This window comes from Brachybacterium paraconglomeratum, assembly GCF_003994255.1.
Lineage (GTDB): Bacteria > Actinomycetota > Actinomycetes > Actinomycetales > Dermabacteraceae > Brachybacterium > Brachybacterium conglomeratum.
The window spans coordinates 259792-274200 of the sequence record NZ_ML133854.1 but is presented as its reverse complement, the minus strand read 5'-3'; the positions used below and the strand labels follow the sequence as shown (position 1 = coordinate 274200).

12 protein-coding genes are annotated in these 14409 nt (G+C 74.0%); 9 read left to right on the top strand and 3 right to left on the bottom strand.

What is annotated here, in order from left to right; genetic code table 11:
• The first annotated feature begins 39 nt into the window (after window positions 1-39).
• Window positions 40-2160, top strand: a complete 2121-nt coding sequence (locus DS079_RS08750) for a PTS fructose transporter subunit IIABC (RefSeq protein WP_126986616.1) — start codon at window positions 40-42, stop codon at window positions 2158-2160.
• A gap of 188 nt (window positions 2161-2348) precedes the next feature.
• Window positions 2349-3206 carry a YwaF family protein gene (locus DS079_RS08745; protein ID WP_126986614.1) on the top strand — a complete coding sequence of 286 codons (858 nt, stop codon included), beginning with the start codon at window positions 2349-2351 and terminating at the stop codon, window positions 3204-3206.
• On the opposite strand, the gene DS079_RS08740 is transcribed toward DS079_RS08745, so the two are convergent.
• Window positions 3140-6379 (bottom strand): GH92 family glycosyl hydrolase, encoded by a 3240-nt coding sequence (locus DS079_RS08740; RefSeq protein WP_126986612.1) that lies wholly within the window; start codon window positions 6377-6379, stop codon window positions 3140-3142. The genes DS079_RS08745 and DS079_RS08740 overlap by 67 nt on opposite strands.
• Before the next feature lie 241 nt (window positions 6380-6620).
• On the opposite strand from DS079_RS08740, the gene DS079_RS08735 reads away from it, so the two are divergent.
• A complete protein-coding gene (locus tag DS079_RS08735) occupies window positions 6621-7121 on the top strand; it encodes a hypothetical protein (RefSeq protein WP_126986610.1) in 501 nt (166 codons plus the stop codon).
• Here DS079_RS08735 and DS079_RS08730 read toward each other — a convergent pair.
• Window positions 7114-7725 carry a thymidine kinase gene (locus tag DS079_RS08730; RefSeq protein ID WP_126986608.1) on the bottom strand — a complete coding sequence of 204 codons (612 nt, stop codon included), beginning with the start codon at window positions 7723-7725 and terminating at the stop codon, window positions 7114-7116. The genes DS079_RS08735 and DS079_RS08730 overlap by 8 nt on opposite strands.
• A 40-nt stretch (window positions 7726-7765) precedes the next feature.
• On the opposite strand from DS079_RS08730, the gene DS079_RS08725 reads away from it, so the two are divergent.
• The 6 genes from DS079_RS08725 (at window position 7766) to DS079_RS08705 (ending at window position 13342) form a co-directional block, all read left to right on the top strand.
• Complete coding sequence (locus DS079_RS08725; protein ID WP_164736165.1) at window positions 7766-8416, top strand: mismatch-specific DNA-glycosylase; 651 nt, start codon at window positions 7766-7768, stop codon at window positions 8414-8416.
• Between the two features lie 131 nt (window positions 8417-8547).
• Window positions 8548-8688, top strand: coding sequence for a hypothetical protein (locus tag DS079_RS17070; RefSeq protein WP_164736164.1), 141 nt, complete (start codon window positions 8548-8550; stop codon window positions 8686-8688).
• Window positions 8685-9866, top strand: a complete 1182-nt coding sequence (locus tag DS079_RS08720) for a YeiH family protein (RefSeq protein ID WP_126986606.1) — start codon at window positions 8685-8687, stop codon at window positions 9864-9866. The genes DS079_RS17070 and DS079_RS08720 overlap by 4 nt, the downstream gene beginning before the upstream one ends.
• A 174-nt stretch (window positions 9867-10040) precedes the next feature.
• Entirely contained in the window at window positions 10041-11147 is a 1107-nt protein-coding gene (locus DS079_RS08715) for a baeRF2 domain-containing protein (RefSeq protein WP_126986604.1), read from the top strand.
• 238 nt (window positions 11148-11385) lie between these two features.
• The gene (locus DS079_RS08710; protein ID WP_126986602.1) at window positions 11386-11712 is read left to right on the top strand and encodes a plasmid stabilization protein; all 327 of its coding nucleotides are present in this window, start codon (window positions 11386-11388) and stop codon (window positions 11710-11712) included.
• A gap of 241 nt (window positions 11713-11953) precedes the next feature.
• The gene (locus DS079_RS08705; RefSeq protein WP_126986600.1) at window positions 11954-13342 is read left to right on the top strand and encodes a TerC family protein; all 1389 of its coding nucleotides are present in this window, start codon (window positions 11954-11956) and stop codon (window positions 13340-13342) included.
• Window positions 13343-13543: 201 nt separating this feature from the next.
• Here the strand turns inward: DS079_RS08705 and DS079_RS08700 are convergent, their stop codons facing one another.
• A complete protein-coding gene (locus DS079_RS08700; RefSeq protein WP_206516151.1) occupies window positions 13544-14389 on the bottom strand; it encodes a lysoplasmalogenase in 846 nt (281 codons plus the stop codon).
• Window positions 14390-14409: the final 20 nt, after the last annotated feature.

Genomic DNA, 14409 nt, shown 5'->3' with positions numbered 1-14409 from the left:
GTCCGCCCCCGCGGGCGGGATCGTTCGAAGGAGAACCCGATGTCCGCTGCGCTGATGACCCCCGAGCTGGTGAGGCTCGACGTCGCCCCACCCGGGGACAAGCACGCCGTGATCGGCATGATGGCCGATCTCGTCGCGGCGACCGGCCGCGCCGAGCGCGACGGCCTCGAGGCCGGGCTGCTGAAGCGCGAGGAGTCCTTCGCGACCGGCATGCCGGGCGGCTTCGCGATCCCCCATTGCCGCACCGAGGCCGTGCGCGAGGCGGCGCTGGGCCTGGTGCGCCTGAGCGAGCCGGTCGACTTCGGCGCCCCCGACGGTCCGGCGGACCTGATCATCGCGATCACCGCCCCTGCCGGCACCGACGACCAGCACCTGAAACTCCTCGCCCAGCTCTCCCGTGCGCTGATCCGCCCCGAGTTCCTCGCCGCCCTGCGCGGCGCGAGCACGCCCGAGGAGGTCTCCGAGCTCGTCATGGGCGTGGTCGCCCCCGAGGAGGCCGGGACCGACGCGCCGGCCGCCGGCGCTGCGACGTCCGAGGCGCCCGCCGACGGAGCAGTCGGAACGGGCACCGCCTCGACCGCCGCGCCACCGTCCGGCTCCGCCCCGGCGAGCGCCGCCTCGTCGAGCACCGCCCCGCCGGACGAGGCGTCGGCGGACGCCCCGGTGCTGCTGGCCATCACCTCCTGCCCCACCGGGATCGCCCACACCTACATGGCCGCCGAGTCCCTCGAGAACGCCGCGAAGGAGAAGGGCGTCCGGCTGCACGTGGAGACCCAGGGCTCCGGCGGCATCACCCCGTTCACCGAGGAGCAGATCGCCGCCGCGAGCGCGCTGATCATCGCCGCGGACGTCAACATCTCCGGCCGCGAGCGCTTCGCCGGGCTGCCGCTCGTGGAGCATCCCGTCAAGCGCGCGATCTCCCACGGACCGCAGATGATCGACGAGGCCGTCGCCGCGGCCGCGAACCCGTCGGCCGCGCGGGTCACCACCGCCTCCGCCTCGAACGAGTCGGCGCAGGGCGGCGCCTCCCAGTCCTGGCCGCGCCGCATCCAGGGCGCCGTGATGACCGGCGTGTCCTACATGATCCCCTTCGTCGCCGCGGGCGGCCTGCTGATGGCGCTCGGCTTCCTTATCGCCGGCTTCGACGTCGCCTTCGTCGCCCAGGACGTCGCGACCACCAGCTCGCTCTCCTCCCTCCCCGGGCACGTCGACTACGAGGGGCCGACGGGCGCCGCGGCGACCGAGCGGGCCGGTCTGGCGCTCTACCTCGGCGCCGTGCTGTTCACGCTCGGGAACCTCGGCATGGGCTTCCTGGTCGCGGCCCTGTCGGGCTACATCGCCTTCGGCCTCGCCGGGCGCCCCGGCATCGCGCCCGGCTTCATCGGCGGCGCGGTGTCCGTGGCGGTCGGCGCCGGCTTCCTGGGCGGGCTGATCACGGGCCTGCTCGCGGGCCTGGTCGCGCTGTGGTTCACCACCATGAAGCCGCCGCGGTGGCTCGCCGGACTGATGCCTGTGGTGATCATCCCGCTGGTGACGACCTTCGTGGTCGGCGGGCTGATGCTGCTCTTCCTCGGCCGCCCGCTCGCCTCCCTGATGACCGCCCTGCAGGACGGTCTGACCGGGATGTCCGGCTCCTCCGCGGTGCTGCTGGGCGTGATCATCGGGCTCATGATGTGCCTCGACCTGGGCGGCCCGGTGAACAAGGCCGCCTATCTCTTCGCGACCGCCGGCCTCTCCCAGGGCACCGAGGCGTCCTTCCAGATCATGGCCGCGGTGATGGCCGCGGGCATGGTGCCGCCGCTGGCGATGGCGCTGTCCACCGTGGTGCGCCGCCGCCTCTACTCCCCCGTGGAGCGGGAGAACGGGACGACGGCCTGGCTGCTGGGCGCGGCGTTCATCTCCGAGGGCGCGATCCCCTTCGCGGCCGCGGACCCGCTGCGCGTGATCCCCTCGATGATGACCGGCGGCGCTGTCACCGGCGCGCTGATCATGGCCTTCGGCGTGGGCTCGCAGGCACCGCACGGCGGGATCTTCGTCGCCTTCGCGATCAGCCCGGTGTGGGGTTTCGTGCTCGCGATCCTCGCCGGCACGCTGGTCGCCGCCGCGCTCGTGACCGCGGCGAAGGAGCTCGGAGCACGACGCCGGTCCGTCACCGCGTGAGCGGGCCCGTCGACCCCGCCACCGCCTGAGCGGGCCCGTCGACCCCGTCGGCCGGGCGTGTCCCGCCGGCCCGGCCGACCCGCCCGCCGCAGCACGGAAGCGCCCCGCCCCGGCGGGGCGCTTCCGTATGCTCGGGCCGTGCGCCCCGACGACGGGGCGAGGCCGAGCGACCGCGAGGAGAGCCGACGATGCACCTGGAGCGACCCGGCCCGGACCCCGACGACGCCCTCCTCGCCGCCCCCGCGATCGGGCACATGCCCGCCTACGGCAACGCGCACCTCGCGATGCTGGTGCTCCTCGCCCTCGCCGCCGTCGTCCTCGTGCGCTGGGCGCGCCGCACCGAGCCCGCGGCGACGGACCGCGCGCTGCGCCTGGCGGGCTGGGCGCTGCTGGCGAACTCCGCGGCCTGGACGGCGTGGGGGTTCACTCCCTGGGCCTGGAACCTCGAGGAGTCCCTGCCGCTGCACTACTCCGACGCGCTGCGGTTCCTGGTCCCGATCGCCCTGATCACGCAGGCGCGATGGGTGGTGGTGGTGACCTGGTTCTGGGGGCTGACGCTGAACATGCAGTCGGTGCTCACCCCGGACCTGAACTACTTCGTGTGGGTGCCGCTGGAGTTCGCGGAGTACTGGATCGCGCACGGCGCCGGGGTGCTCGCCCCGGTGGTGCTGGTGTGGGGGCTCGGCTACCGGCCCACCTGGCGCGGGTACGGGATCGCCTACGCGGCGACGCTGCTGTGGGCGGGGATCGCCGTCACCGGCAACGCCCTCACCGGCGCGAACTACGGCTACCTGAACCGGGCGCCCGCCGGGCCGAGCATCCTGGACCTGCTGGGGCCGTGGCCGCAGTACCTGCTGGTCGAGGCGGTGCTGATCGCTGCGGTGTGGGCGGCGATGACCCTGCCGTGGGTGCTGATCGACCGCCGCGCGGGCACCCCGCTCTCGGGGCGCGGTGGGCTCGTGCGGCGGTCGGTGCCCGCTCAGGCGAGCAGCTCGAGCTCCGCCAGCCGCAGCGGGCCCTCGGAGGTCGTCACCACCAGGCGGTGATGCAGGCACGGCCGCGGGGAGGCGATCTCGAAGGGGCGGGTCTGGCGTCGCCACTCGAAGCGCTGCGCGGAGCGGGCGTCGAGCACCTCCCAGCTCTCGCCGTCGTCCGAGCCCTCCAGCCGCCACGCGATCGGGTCCCCGCCCGTCTCCGCGGAGGAGGTGAGGGTGAGGAAGCGGGCCTGCATCGGCTCGCCGAGCTCGGGCAGGTCGAGCACGGCGCTCGCCGTCTCCAGCACGAGCTCGGTGCGGGCGTCGTCGTCCAGCAGCGGCTGCGAGGGGTCCGCGGCGAAGAGGTCCCACAGCGGCTGCGGCCGCTGCCCCGGCGCGGTCGGCGAGGGCGGGACCGTGCCCCAGTCCCCGGGCTCCGCGCCGAGCTCGACCTCGATCTCCCCGCGCAGGTCCGCGTGGTCGATCCACGAGTCCGCGTGCTCCGCGCCGCGCACCCGCATCCCGGTGATGCAGACGTCCTCGGCGCCGGCCGGCGCCCCGCCCGCGCCGTGCGCGGTGAGGGTGAAGCCCTCCCGGCCCAGCGGCCGCACCCGCACCGTCTCGAACAGCGGCGCGACCAGGTGATAGCGGCCCGTGCCGAGCTGCAGCGGGTACAGCCCCAGCGCCGTCAGCAGCCACCAGGCGCTCATCTCGCCGTTGTCCTCGTCGCCGGGATACCCCTGCCCGATCTGCTCACCGACGAACAGGCGCCGCTGCACCTCGCGGACGATCCGGGAGGCCTCCTCCGGCGCGCCCACGTGGTGGAACAGGAAGGGGATGTGGTGGGCGGGCTGGTTGGAGAACCCGAACTGGCCCATCCGCACTGCCCGCGCCTCGACCATCTCGTGGATGGTGGTGTCGTAGGTGCCGCGGCGGTCGGCGCGCTCGGGCGTGTCCAGGTACTGCTCGAGCCGGCCGCGCAGCATGTCGCGGCCGCCGTGCAGGGCGGCGAGGCCCTCGGGGTCGTGCGGGGCGTGGAAGGCGAAGGTCCAGCCGTTGGTCTCGGTGAAGTCCCCTCCCCACTCCAGCGGGTCGAACTCCGCGGCCGGGACGGCGAAGGCCCCGTCGGAGCGTCGGCCGCGGAAGAACTCCGTCGTCCGGTCGAACAGCAGGGCGTAGTTCGCGCTGCGCGCGGCGAGATAGGCGGACTCGCCGCGCAGCCGCTCGGCGCGGAGCCGGTCCCCCTCGGCCTCGGCCCGCTCGGCGAGCAGCGCCGCCTGCGCTGCGATGCCGGCGTCGTTGATGTGCGCCTCGAGGCTCCAGGAGACGCTCTCCCCCACCTCGGCGTCGGCGGCGACGTAGCCGCGGAATACGGCGGTCTCCCCGCCCTTGCGGCCCACCTCGGGCTGCGGCGGGGCGACGGTCGCATTGCGCAGCGCGGCCTCGTAGGTCGCCTGCGGATCGGGCAGCGGCACGCCCTTGACCTGCAGGTCCGCGAAGGCGATGTCGCTGCTGGTGCCGGTCATGCAGTCGGCGTACCCGGGTGAGGACCAGCGGGCGATCCAGCCGCCCTCGCGGTGCTGCTGCACGAAGCCGTCGGCGAGCTCCGCGGCGAGCTCGGGGTAGAGCAGGGCGTAGGCGGGCCAGGCGGTGCGATAGGTGTCCCAGAAGCCGTGGTCGACGTACATCCGCCCCGGCACGGTCTCGGCGTTGGTGCGGGTGTCGGTCGCCGCGCCGCGCACGGGCAGCACGGGGCTCGCGTGGACGGGCTCGACCACCTCGGCGGTGCCGCGGTTCTCCCAGTGGGAGGACGGGTAGAGGTTCAGGCGGTAGAGGTTGCCGTACAGGGTGCGACGCTGCGGTGCGGTCGCGTCGGGCGCCTCGAGCACCTGCAGGCGGCGGGTCCACAGGGCGTGGGCCTCCTCGCGGACCTGCTCCAGGGTGCGTCCGGCGAGCTCGAGCGCGAAGGTGCGCTGGGCCTGGTCCTGACCGAGCAGGCTCGTGACCAGGCGGACCGTGACGGTGCGGGTGCCGGGCGCGAAGCTGAGCACACTGCCCCCGCTGTCGCCCTCCGCGCGCCCGACGCGCACGGGGGCGGGCTGCACCTCGGCGAGCACGAACATGCGCGTCGCCCCGTCGGCCCGGTCGTACCCCTCCTGGGGCGAGGAGTCGATCCAGCCCTGGACCCGACCGTCGAAGACGGCGCCGGCGGCGTCGAGACGGCTGTGCGCGTCCACGCCCTCGAGGAGGAGGTGGCCGGGCCCGGAGTCCTCCGGCAGGGAGATCTCGCAGACGGCGCCGTGGTCGGTGGGCGCGAGCCGCATCCCGATCCCGCCCTCGAGGGCGACGGCATAGAGGTCGGGGCGGGCGGTCTCGTCCTCGTGGGTGAAGGCGCGCTCGCGCGCGGCGGGGCTCGCGTCCGGGCTCTCGCCCAGCAGCGGCATCATCACCAGCTGGTGGCGGTCGCCCATCCAGGGGCTCGGCTGATGGGTGAGGGACAGGCCCTGGAGACGGGTGCGTTGGTGCTGGTAGATCCAGCGGCGGGTGCGGGCGTCGGTCGCGGGGGTGAACTTCGCGAAGCCGTTGGGCAGGGCGGTGATCGGCAGGGTGTTCCCGCGCGAGAACTCGAAGGCCGAGCGGGTGCCGCGCCGGGTGTCGACCCAGGCGACGGGGTCCTCGAGCGGCGGGTCCGCGGGCGGCACGGCGAGGGAGGGGCCGTCGATCCAGCCGTGCAGCGGGGCGGGCGGCGCGGCCTCGCCGGGCTCGGACTGGAGGTCCTCGAGGAGATCGGCCTCGTGGTCCTCGGGCACGTCGACCTCGACCAGCACCTCCTCGATCCGGCGGCCGACGAGCGCCTCGAGCCCCACCTGGACGTCGTTCCACTGGTCGGCGTAGAGGATCCTCGCCTCGCCGAGCCCGCGGGCGGTGGCGAGGGAGCCGTGCTGGTCGCGGGGCTCGTGCTGCGAGAGGCGGGAGCCGTCGTCGAGGACGAGGTCGAGTGCGACATGGGTCGCGCCCCAGCTCAGCTCCTCGTCCAGGACCGGGTGCACGAACCAGCGCAGCACCTCGCCGGGCGCGATGGTGCGGCCGACGATCCCTGCCGCTCCGGCCTCGGCGGGCAGCGCCTGCTCGGCGCGCTCCCCCGCCTCGGCCGAGTAGCGCACGGCGGTCGCCGGACGGGGCTCGCCGCCCGGGCGGGCGGGGCGCGGGGAGCCGACGGGTGCCTGGTCCGGGGTGAGGATCATCGTGCCAGCGTAGCGAGGCGGGGAGGCTGGACGGGTGAGGCGTGCGCGGACGGGACGGCGGGAGCGGACACGGGGCGGACGGGAGCGGACGGGGAGTGCTCCCCATCGCGGGGCGGCGGGCGGTGTGGGATGCTCCGATCCGGAGGCGCCCCGACTTGGAGCTCCTCCGCCTCAGCACCTCACCGTCCGCAGTCCTCCGCCTCGGCAGCCCGCCGCTGCCCCTCATCCCCCGGGAGACGTCATGGTCCACGCCCAGCCCGTCCAGGGAGGTCCGCCGCCCGCCCGCGGCGGTCGTCCGAAGCGGCCGATGTGGCACTGGCTGCTGCTGGCCGGCGTGGCCGCGGTGGGTCTGCTCGTCGTCGGCGCGATGGTGGTGCTCATCGCCGTGCAGCTGCTGACGCGGGGGAACCCGCAGTCCACGCTCGAGGACTTCTACAGCGCGCTCGAGACCACCGACTGCGAGCTGTTCATGGACTCCACCACCGAGGAGTTCCGCACCGGCTCCGGTCTGACCAGCTGCGAGGTGTTCGAGCAGGAGCTCGGCGCGGTCAGCGCCGTGGACTACGAGGTCGAGGACCGCATCAACCGTCAGGGCTATGCGGTGTTCGAGGTGACCGAGACGTACACGGTCGACGGGCAGCAGGTCGAGGTGCCGCTGCGCTACTACGTGCGGCGCATCGACGGGCAGTGGGACCTCGACGGCATCGAGCTGCTCGAGGGGGGCGCCGAGCCGCTCACCTGAGCCGGCGCGGCTCCCGCGCGGCGGGATCGCGGTGGGCGCGGCAGCGCGCCCGGTAGGACTCCCCGCCGCCCACCTGCGCGGCGGTCGCGCGCCGGGCGTCGGCCCCGTCCTCGACCAGGCGGATGTGGAAGGCGGCGTCGGCCCCGCACACGGTGCACACCGCGGTGAGCTTCACGACCTCCTCGGCTCGCGCCATCAGCTCCGGCAGCGGGGAGAAGGGCTCGCCGTCGTAGGTGAGGCACAGCCCGGCGACGGCGACATCGATCCCGTCCTCGAGCAGCTGCTCGAGCACCGGCACGAGGGCGGGGCCGAAGAACTGCGCCTCGTCGAGGGCGAGCAGCTCGATCCGGCCCTCGGCGCCCTCGGGCGTGTCCCCCAGCCCTCGCAGCATCTCCGGGTCCTCGAGCATCCGGGCGGGCGTGCTGCGGCCCAGATGGGTGCTGAGCCGGGCCGCGCCGCCTCGGTCGTCGAGGCTGTGGCCGACCACCTCGACGCGCCGACCCGCCAGGCGCGCCCGGTGCACGCGACGCAGCAGCTCTTCGGTCTTGCCCGCGAACATCGGGCCCGCGATCACCTGCAGTCGTCCTGCCTCCATGGGGCGCATGGGAGCACAGTACGACCGCCGGCCGACGTACAGTGCCGGGATGAGCACCCGTCGCCCCTCCCCGCTCGGCGGCCGGCGTCCCACCCGGGACGAGCTGGCCGACTTCGCGACCCCCGATCCCGACGCGATCGACGACGTGCTGCCGGATCCGCGCCGGGGCGAGGAGCTGCGCCTGCTGATCGTCGGCATCAACCCGGGGCTGTGGACCGCCGCCGTGAACGCCCCCTTCGCCCGGCCCGGGAACCGCTTCTGGCCCTCCCTGCACCGCGCCGGCCTCACCTCCCGCCTCGTGGACGCCTCCCGGGGCCTGGACCCCGAGGACGAGCAGGACCTCCGCGCCCGCGGCATCGGGATCACGAACCTGATCGGCCGTGCGACCGTGCGCGCCGACGAGCTGGGCCGCGAGGAGCTGCGCGCGTCCGGCCGCCGCCTCGTCGAGCGGCTCGAGACGCTGCGTCCCCGCACGGTCGCGATCGCCGGGATCACCGCCTTCCGCACCGCCTACGCCCTGCCCCGCGCCCGGCTCGGCCGGCAGGACCCCGCCGAGGTCGAGGGCTGGCCGTCCGGGATCGACCTCCACGTCGTCCCCCAGCCCTCCGGCCTGAACGCCCACGCGACGATCGCCTCCCTGGCCGAGGACTGGCGCGTCGTGGCGGCCGCCGCGGGTGTCCGTCACATGGACGAGAGCTGACGGGCGCCTGACAGGACGCGGTCGCGGAGCGAACGTGCTGGTCGCTCGCCGAGACACCCCGAGCCGATGTCCTACAGTGCCTCCAGGCCCCGGTGCGTGCGCCGGGGCATCCCGAGACTGGAGGAGGAACGGTGAGCAGCACCGAGCGCCCCGACAACCCCGATGACCACAAGCGGTTCTCCCTCGGCGAGGACTGGATCGCGACGCTCGTGGGGCTCGTCCTGTTCGGCGCCTGCATGGCCGGGCTGATCTCCTCGGAGCTGATCCCGTGAGCGCGACGGAGCGGACCGCCGACGGCGCCGCGGCCGAGGCCGCCGCCCCCTCCCCCGCCCCGGCTCCGCGCGCCGCGCTCGGCTGGACCGTCGCGGGCCTCGTGATCGTGGTGGCCCTGGCCTGGCTGGTCTCGGTGCTCACCGATGCGGTCCCCGAGCTCACCGAGGGCACCGCCGTCGGGAAGGTCGCGAAGTCGATCGAGTACCCGGTCTACGCGATCGCGCTCGGCTTCCTGGGCAACGCGGTGCTGTCCCTGACCGGGGTGCGCCGCCGCATGGCCGCGGCCTTCCGCACCGAGCTGTTCATCAAGGTGGGCCTGGTGCTGCTGGGCGCGACGGTGAACTTCGCGATCGTGGTGCGCGCGGCGGGCCCCGCCGTGCTCCAGGCGATCCTGCTGATCGCCGCCGTCTTCGCCTTCACCTGGTGGTTCGCCGGACTGCTGGGCCTGGACGACAGGCTGCGGGCGCTGCTGGCCACCGCCCTGTCGATCTGCGGGGTCTCCGCCGCCGTCGCGGCCGCCGGCGCCGTGGAGGCGAAGAAGGAGCAGCTCGCCTACACCGCTACCCTCGTGATCGTCTTCGCGGTGCCTTCGATCTTCCTGCTCCCCTGGCTCGCGGACCTGATGGGGCTGTCCCCCGCGGTCACCGGCGCCTGGATCGGCGGCAACATCGACACCACCGCCGCGGTGACGGCCGCGGGCGCGGTCGCCGGCGAGCAGCCGCTGCAGATCGCCTCGATCGTGAAGGTCACCCAGAACGCGCTGCTGGGCATCGTCGCCGTGCTGCTGACGCTGTACTTCTCCTTCAAGGTCGCCCCCGCCGCCGGCCGGGCCGTCGCCGGCTCCGGCACGCGCCGCGTGGGCGATCGCCGCTCGCTGGCGATGCTCTGGGAGCGGTTCCCGAAGTTCGTGCTCGGCTTCCTGCTCGCCTCGGTCGTGGCGACGGTGCTCGCGGAGTCCCTCCCCGAGGCGGTGCTCGAGCCGCGGCTGGACGCCGCCAAGGAGCTGCAGACCTGGGCGCTGACCCTCGCCTTCGTCTCGATCGGCCTCGAGTTCAACGCCTCGAGCATCAGGGAGTCCGGCTGGAAGCCGATCGTCGTGTTCGCGGCGGCGACCGTCGTGAACCTCGTCGTCGGCCTGGGCCTGGCGCTGTTGCTCTTCCGCGGCTTCACCTTCTGACCGCCCCGCGGGACGGGAGGCGGAGCGGGCCCCACGCAGGGCAGCGACCCCCTCGGCCCGAACCCGCTTGCGATGCCGGACCCCGCGTGCCAGGGTTGAACGGACCCAGGCGGGGCGAAGAGGCCGAGCTGGGAGCACGGTCGTCCCCGCACGTCGAGCACCTGGAGGTCCACTGTGAAACTGCCCTGGCTCACGCCCGTCCTCGAAGCGGACGGCCCCGTCGTCTCGGTCCACCTCGACACCACCCGGACCGACCCCCATGCCGCCGGCGAGCTCGAGGCCCGCTGGGGGCGGATGCGCTCCACCCTCGCGGCCGACGGCGCCCCGCAGGGGCTGCTCGCGCAGATCGAGGAGACGGTGCTCAGCCCCTCCACCCTCGGCGGACGTCAGGGCCGCTCCGTCTTCGCGACCGACGACGGGATCCTCGTGGACCGGGTGCTTCCGGCACCCCCGCTGCAGGAGTCGGCCCACCGGGGCGAGTTCCCGCAGCTGCTGCCGCTGCTGCAGCTGATCCCCTTCGCCGTGCGACAGCTGCTGGTGGTCGTGGACCGGGCCGGCGCCGACCTGCACCTGCGAGCACCGGAGAACCCGTCGATCGCCCACGGCCCGAACGGTCTGGGAGAGGACGCGACCGTCGAGGGCGGCCACGACGTCCTCCACAAGGCGAGCGTCGGAGGCGGTCCCCAGCACGGCTGGCGGGCCGACAACTTCGAGGCCCGCGTCGAGGACTCCTGGGAGCGCAACGCCGACGCGGTCGCCGCCGCCGTCGAGCGCGCGCTGCGCGAGCACCGCGTGGACATGGTGATGCTCAGCGGGGACGTGCGCGCGATGGGACTGCTGCGCGAGGCGCTGGGCCGTGAGACCCGCGAGCGGCTCCTGGAGGTCCCCGGCGGCAGCCGCGGCACAGCACTGGACCGCGGCCCCTTCCGCGAGGCGCTCACCCGCATCACCGAGGAGTTCATCGCCGGGAGGCAGCGGGACCTCGAGGGCCGCTTCCGCGAGAGCCAGGCGCGCGACGGCGCCTCGGTGGGCGGCGCGACCGAGGTCGCCCAGGCGATCAGCCGCGGCCAGGTCGAGGAGCTGGTGTTCGTCACCGGCGGGGAGCCCGCCGGGATCGAGGAGCTGCTGCGCACGGCCCTGGCCACCGACGCCTCGGTCTCCGCCCTGCAGGAGGACGCGCTCGGGATCCCCGAGGGCGTCGGCGCGCTGCTCCGCTGGAAGGACGAGGCCACCCCGTCCAACAGCATCGGCTCGATGTCCGGGGACCGCGCCCGCGAGTGAGCCGCGCGAGTGAGCGTCGCCGGCCGACGGGGAAGCCGTCCCCGTCGGCCGGCCCCGCCTCCCGCAGGGACGGTCCGGGCCGTCCGGGCCCCGGTTCCCGGTTCCCGGTCCCGACCGATCGGCCCCCGGCCTCGACATCGGCCCGGCCCGCGCGCCAGCATGGAGATGCCGGTCACGTCCGGCACGACGGCACCCCGTCCGGGGGTCGTGGACGCAGGACGGAGAAGGAGGAGCAGTCATGCCCGAGGCATGGAGCGCGAAGCGCGAGCGCCAGTACCAGCACATCAAGGACGGCCAGCTCGACAAGGGCGTCCCCGAGGACGAGGCCGAGGAGATCGCGGCCCGCACCGTGAACAAGACCCGCGCCCAGGAGGGCGAGTCCGAGGAGGCGAGCCGCGTGTCCCTCGAGGACGACGCCCCGTCCGAGCGGGGCGGCCGCCGCTCGCACAGCGGGGCGCAGGGGCGCACGAAGGAGCAGCTGTACGAGGACGCCCGCCGGCAGGGGGTCGAGGGCCGCTCGACGATGACCAAGGACGAGCTGGAGGACGCGCTCGAGGACCGCTGACCGCCCGAGGGTGACCGCCCGCGGGCGAGAGGTCGGTCGCAGATCTCCCCCGAACCCACGGGCGACGTTCGGGAGCTTCCCAGGGACGCCGTCTACTCTCGCGGTCGGCAACGGGGGAGTATCCGCCACGCTGCGCACGTCAACACGGGGACCGCCGAACGGGCCCCCGGGCGCAGCGGCCTGTCAGACGTCACGACAGGTGGAGAGACCCGGGTTCGTCTCACGACCCGGAAGGTCCTCCATGACCGTCTCCCCCCTGATCTGGGCCGTCACCATCATCGTGGTGCTCGGGCTCCTCGCCTTCGACTACATCTTCCATGTGCGCAAGGCGCACATCCCCACCCTGCGCGAAGCGGCCGTGTGGTCCGCGCTCTACGTCGGCATCGCCCTCGCCTTCGGCGTGCTCGTCCTGGTCTTCGGCGGCGTCGACATGGGCACCGAGTACTTCGCCGGGTACGTCACCGAGAAGGCCCTCTCGGTCGACAACCTCTTCGTCTTCCTGATCATCATCGCCGGCTTCTCCGTGCCCCGCGAGGACCAGCAGAAGGTGCTGCTGTTCGGCATCACCTTCGCGATCATCGCCCGCTCGGGCATGATCGCCCTCGGCGCCGCCGCGATCGACAACTTCTCCTGGGCCTTCTACCTCTTCGGCGCGATCCTGCTCTACACCGCGATCAAGATGATCGTGGACGAGCTGAAGGAGGACTCCCACGAGGACTCCGAGGGCGTCTTCGTGCGCCTGGTGAAGAAGGTCCTGCCCGCGACCGACGAGTACGACGGCGACAAGTTCTTCACCATCGAGAACGGCAAGCGCGTCCTCACCCCGATGCTGCTGGTCATGATCGCCATCGGCGCGACCGACATCCTCTTCGCGCTCGACTCGATCCCGGCGATCTTCGGCCTCACCCAGAACACCTACATCGTGTTCACCGCGACCGTGTTCTCCCTGCTGGGCCTGCGCCAGCTGTACTTCCTCATCGACGGGCTGCTCGACCGCCTGGTCTACCTCTCCTACGGCCTGTCGATCATCCTCGCCTTCATCGGCGTGAAGCTCGTCGTGCACGCGCTGCACGAGAACGAGCTGGGCTTCATCAACGGCGGCGAGGCCGTGCACGCGATCCCGGAGATCACCACCGCCTTCTCGCTCAGCGTGATCATCGGCGTCCTCACGGTCACGGTCCTCGCCTCCCTGCTGTCCCCGAAGGGACGGGCGCAGGCCGCGGTGAACAACGCCCATCACGAGGCCCGCGCCTATCTCGAGATGACCTACCGCTCCTTCGAGGAGCAGCGGGACGCGATGTACGAGAAGATGCTCGCCCACGAGAAGATCGTCGACGGCCTGCCCGCGAAGTACGAGGACATCGTCGTGGCCGAGCACAGCGTGCGCGAGCTCCTCGCCGACGCCCACCGCGTGCACGAGGCGCGGCTCGCCTTCAACGAGCGGGGCGAGCGCTCCGACGAGCAGCCGGACGGCCTGCTGGTCACCCACCCCGACGGCACCGTCGCGACCGATCCCGGCGGCACGGTGATCACCCTCGCCGAGGAGAAGGAGCTGCGGGAGACCAAGGAGGCCAAGCGCCGCGCCCGCGAGCAGGCGCGCGCCGAGCACGCCGAGGCGCGCCGGGGCTGAGCGGGGGCCCGCCCGGCCGGGCGGCTCACCGTGCCGCCCCCGGCCGGCCAGCCCACCGGGCAGCCTCCGCCAGCCGGGCAGCCCCATCGGGCAGCCTCCGCCAGCCGGGCAGCCCCATCGGGCAGCCTCCGCCAGCCGGGCAGCCCCATCGGGCCGGCATCCCCCGGCTCGCCGCCCGTCGGCCCTCAGGACCCTGGTCGGTCACGGGCGCTGGGCGTCACGATGCGGCGATAACGCCGTATCGTGACGCCCAGCGCCATCTCTCGGCCGTCGTCCGGCCCGGGCGCGGTGCCCCAGCACGCCGAGCACGAGCAGCACCTGCGCCGCGACATAGGTCGCCATCACCCACACCTCGTGCGCCGGGAGCGTGAGCACGTCGAAGGTGTTCAGGGCGATGAGGGAGTCGGAGACCACGAACACCGCTCCCCCGATCCCGCCGCGCACTCCGAGCCCCGTGGCCAGAACCGCCATCGCGCAGATCGCCGCGGCATAGACCACCAGCGCGGGCAGCAGCACCCCGGCCGACGGCGTGCACAGCCCCACGATCAGCACGGCGGCGCCGAGATAGGGGAGCACCGCCGCGCGGCCGGCGAGGGCGCGCCCCGTCCCGTCGCCGCGGCTCCGAGCTTCCCGGCCCTCTGCACCCCGGGATCCCGCGCTCCGGGCCGCGGACCTGCCCGGCGATCGCGCCGCGAGCAGCGACCCTCCCCGCAGCGGCCACAGCGCGAGCGCGTAGACGATCTGGGCGAGCAGGAAGCTGGTGAGCATGGCGAGGAACTGCGCCTGACCGTCGAGGAACCGAGGGAGGGTGTCCCCCGCCCACGAGAGCACGAGCCCCAGCGCGAAGAGCCGGACGAGCCGGCCGCGCGGGGGCTCCGTCCCGGCCAGCAGCGCACCGAGCAGCAGCGGCATGAGCAGGGGCTGGGTGACCTCGGCGACGGGCCCGCCGCCGCGCAGCTGCGCCCCGAGATGCACCGCCGTGACCAGGGCGAGCGCGAGAAGCGCTGCCCGGGCCAAGGCGCCGACGCCTCCTCGCATCCCGCGCATGGCCCGAGCCTACGCGGGCA

Coding starts and splice junctions, on each gene's coding strand:
- DS079_RS08750 (WP_126986616.1), top strand. CDS start 40: ATGTCCGCTGCGCTGATGACCCCCGAGCTGGTGAGGCTCGACGTCGCC.
- DS079_RS08705 (WP_126986600.1), top strand. CDS start 11,954: ATGACCGTCTCCCCCCTGATCTGGGCCGTCACCATCATCGTGGTGCTC.
- DS079_RS08735 (WP_126986610.1), top strand. CDS start 6,621: ATGGTCCACGCCCAGCCCGTCCAGGGAGGTCCGCCGCCCGCCCGCGGC.
- DS079_RS08745 (WP_126986614.1), top strand. CDS start 2,349: ATGCACCTGGAGCGACCCGGCCCGGACCCCGACGACGCCCTCCTCGCC.
- DS079_RS08730 (WP_126986608.1), bottom strand. CDS start 7,725: ATGCGCCCCATGGAGGCAGGACGACTGCAGGTGATCGCGGGCCCGATG.
- DS079_RS08740 (WP_126986612.1), bottom strand. CDS start 6,379: ATGATCCTCACCCCGGACCAGGCACCCGTCGGCTCCCCGCGCCCCGCC.
- DS079_RS08725 (WP_164736165.1), top strand. CDS start 7,766: ATGAGCACCCGTCGCCCCTCCCCGCTCGGCGGCCGGCGTCCCACCCGG.
- DS079_RS08710 (WP_126986602.1), top strand. CDS start 11,386: ATGCCCGAGGCATGGAGCGCGAAGCGCGAGCGCCAGTACCAGCACATC.
- DS079_RS08700 (WP_206516151.1), bottom strand. CDS start 14,389: ATGCGCGGGATGCGAGGAGGCGTCGGCGCCTTGGCCCGGGCAGCGCTT.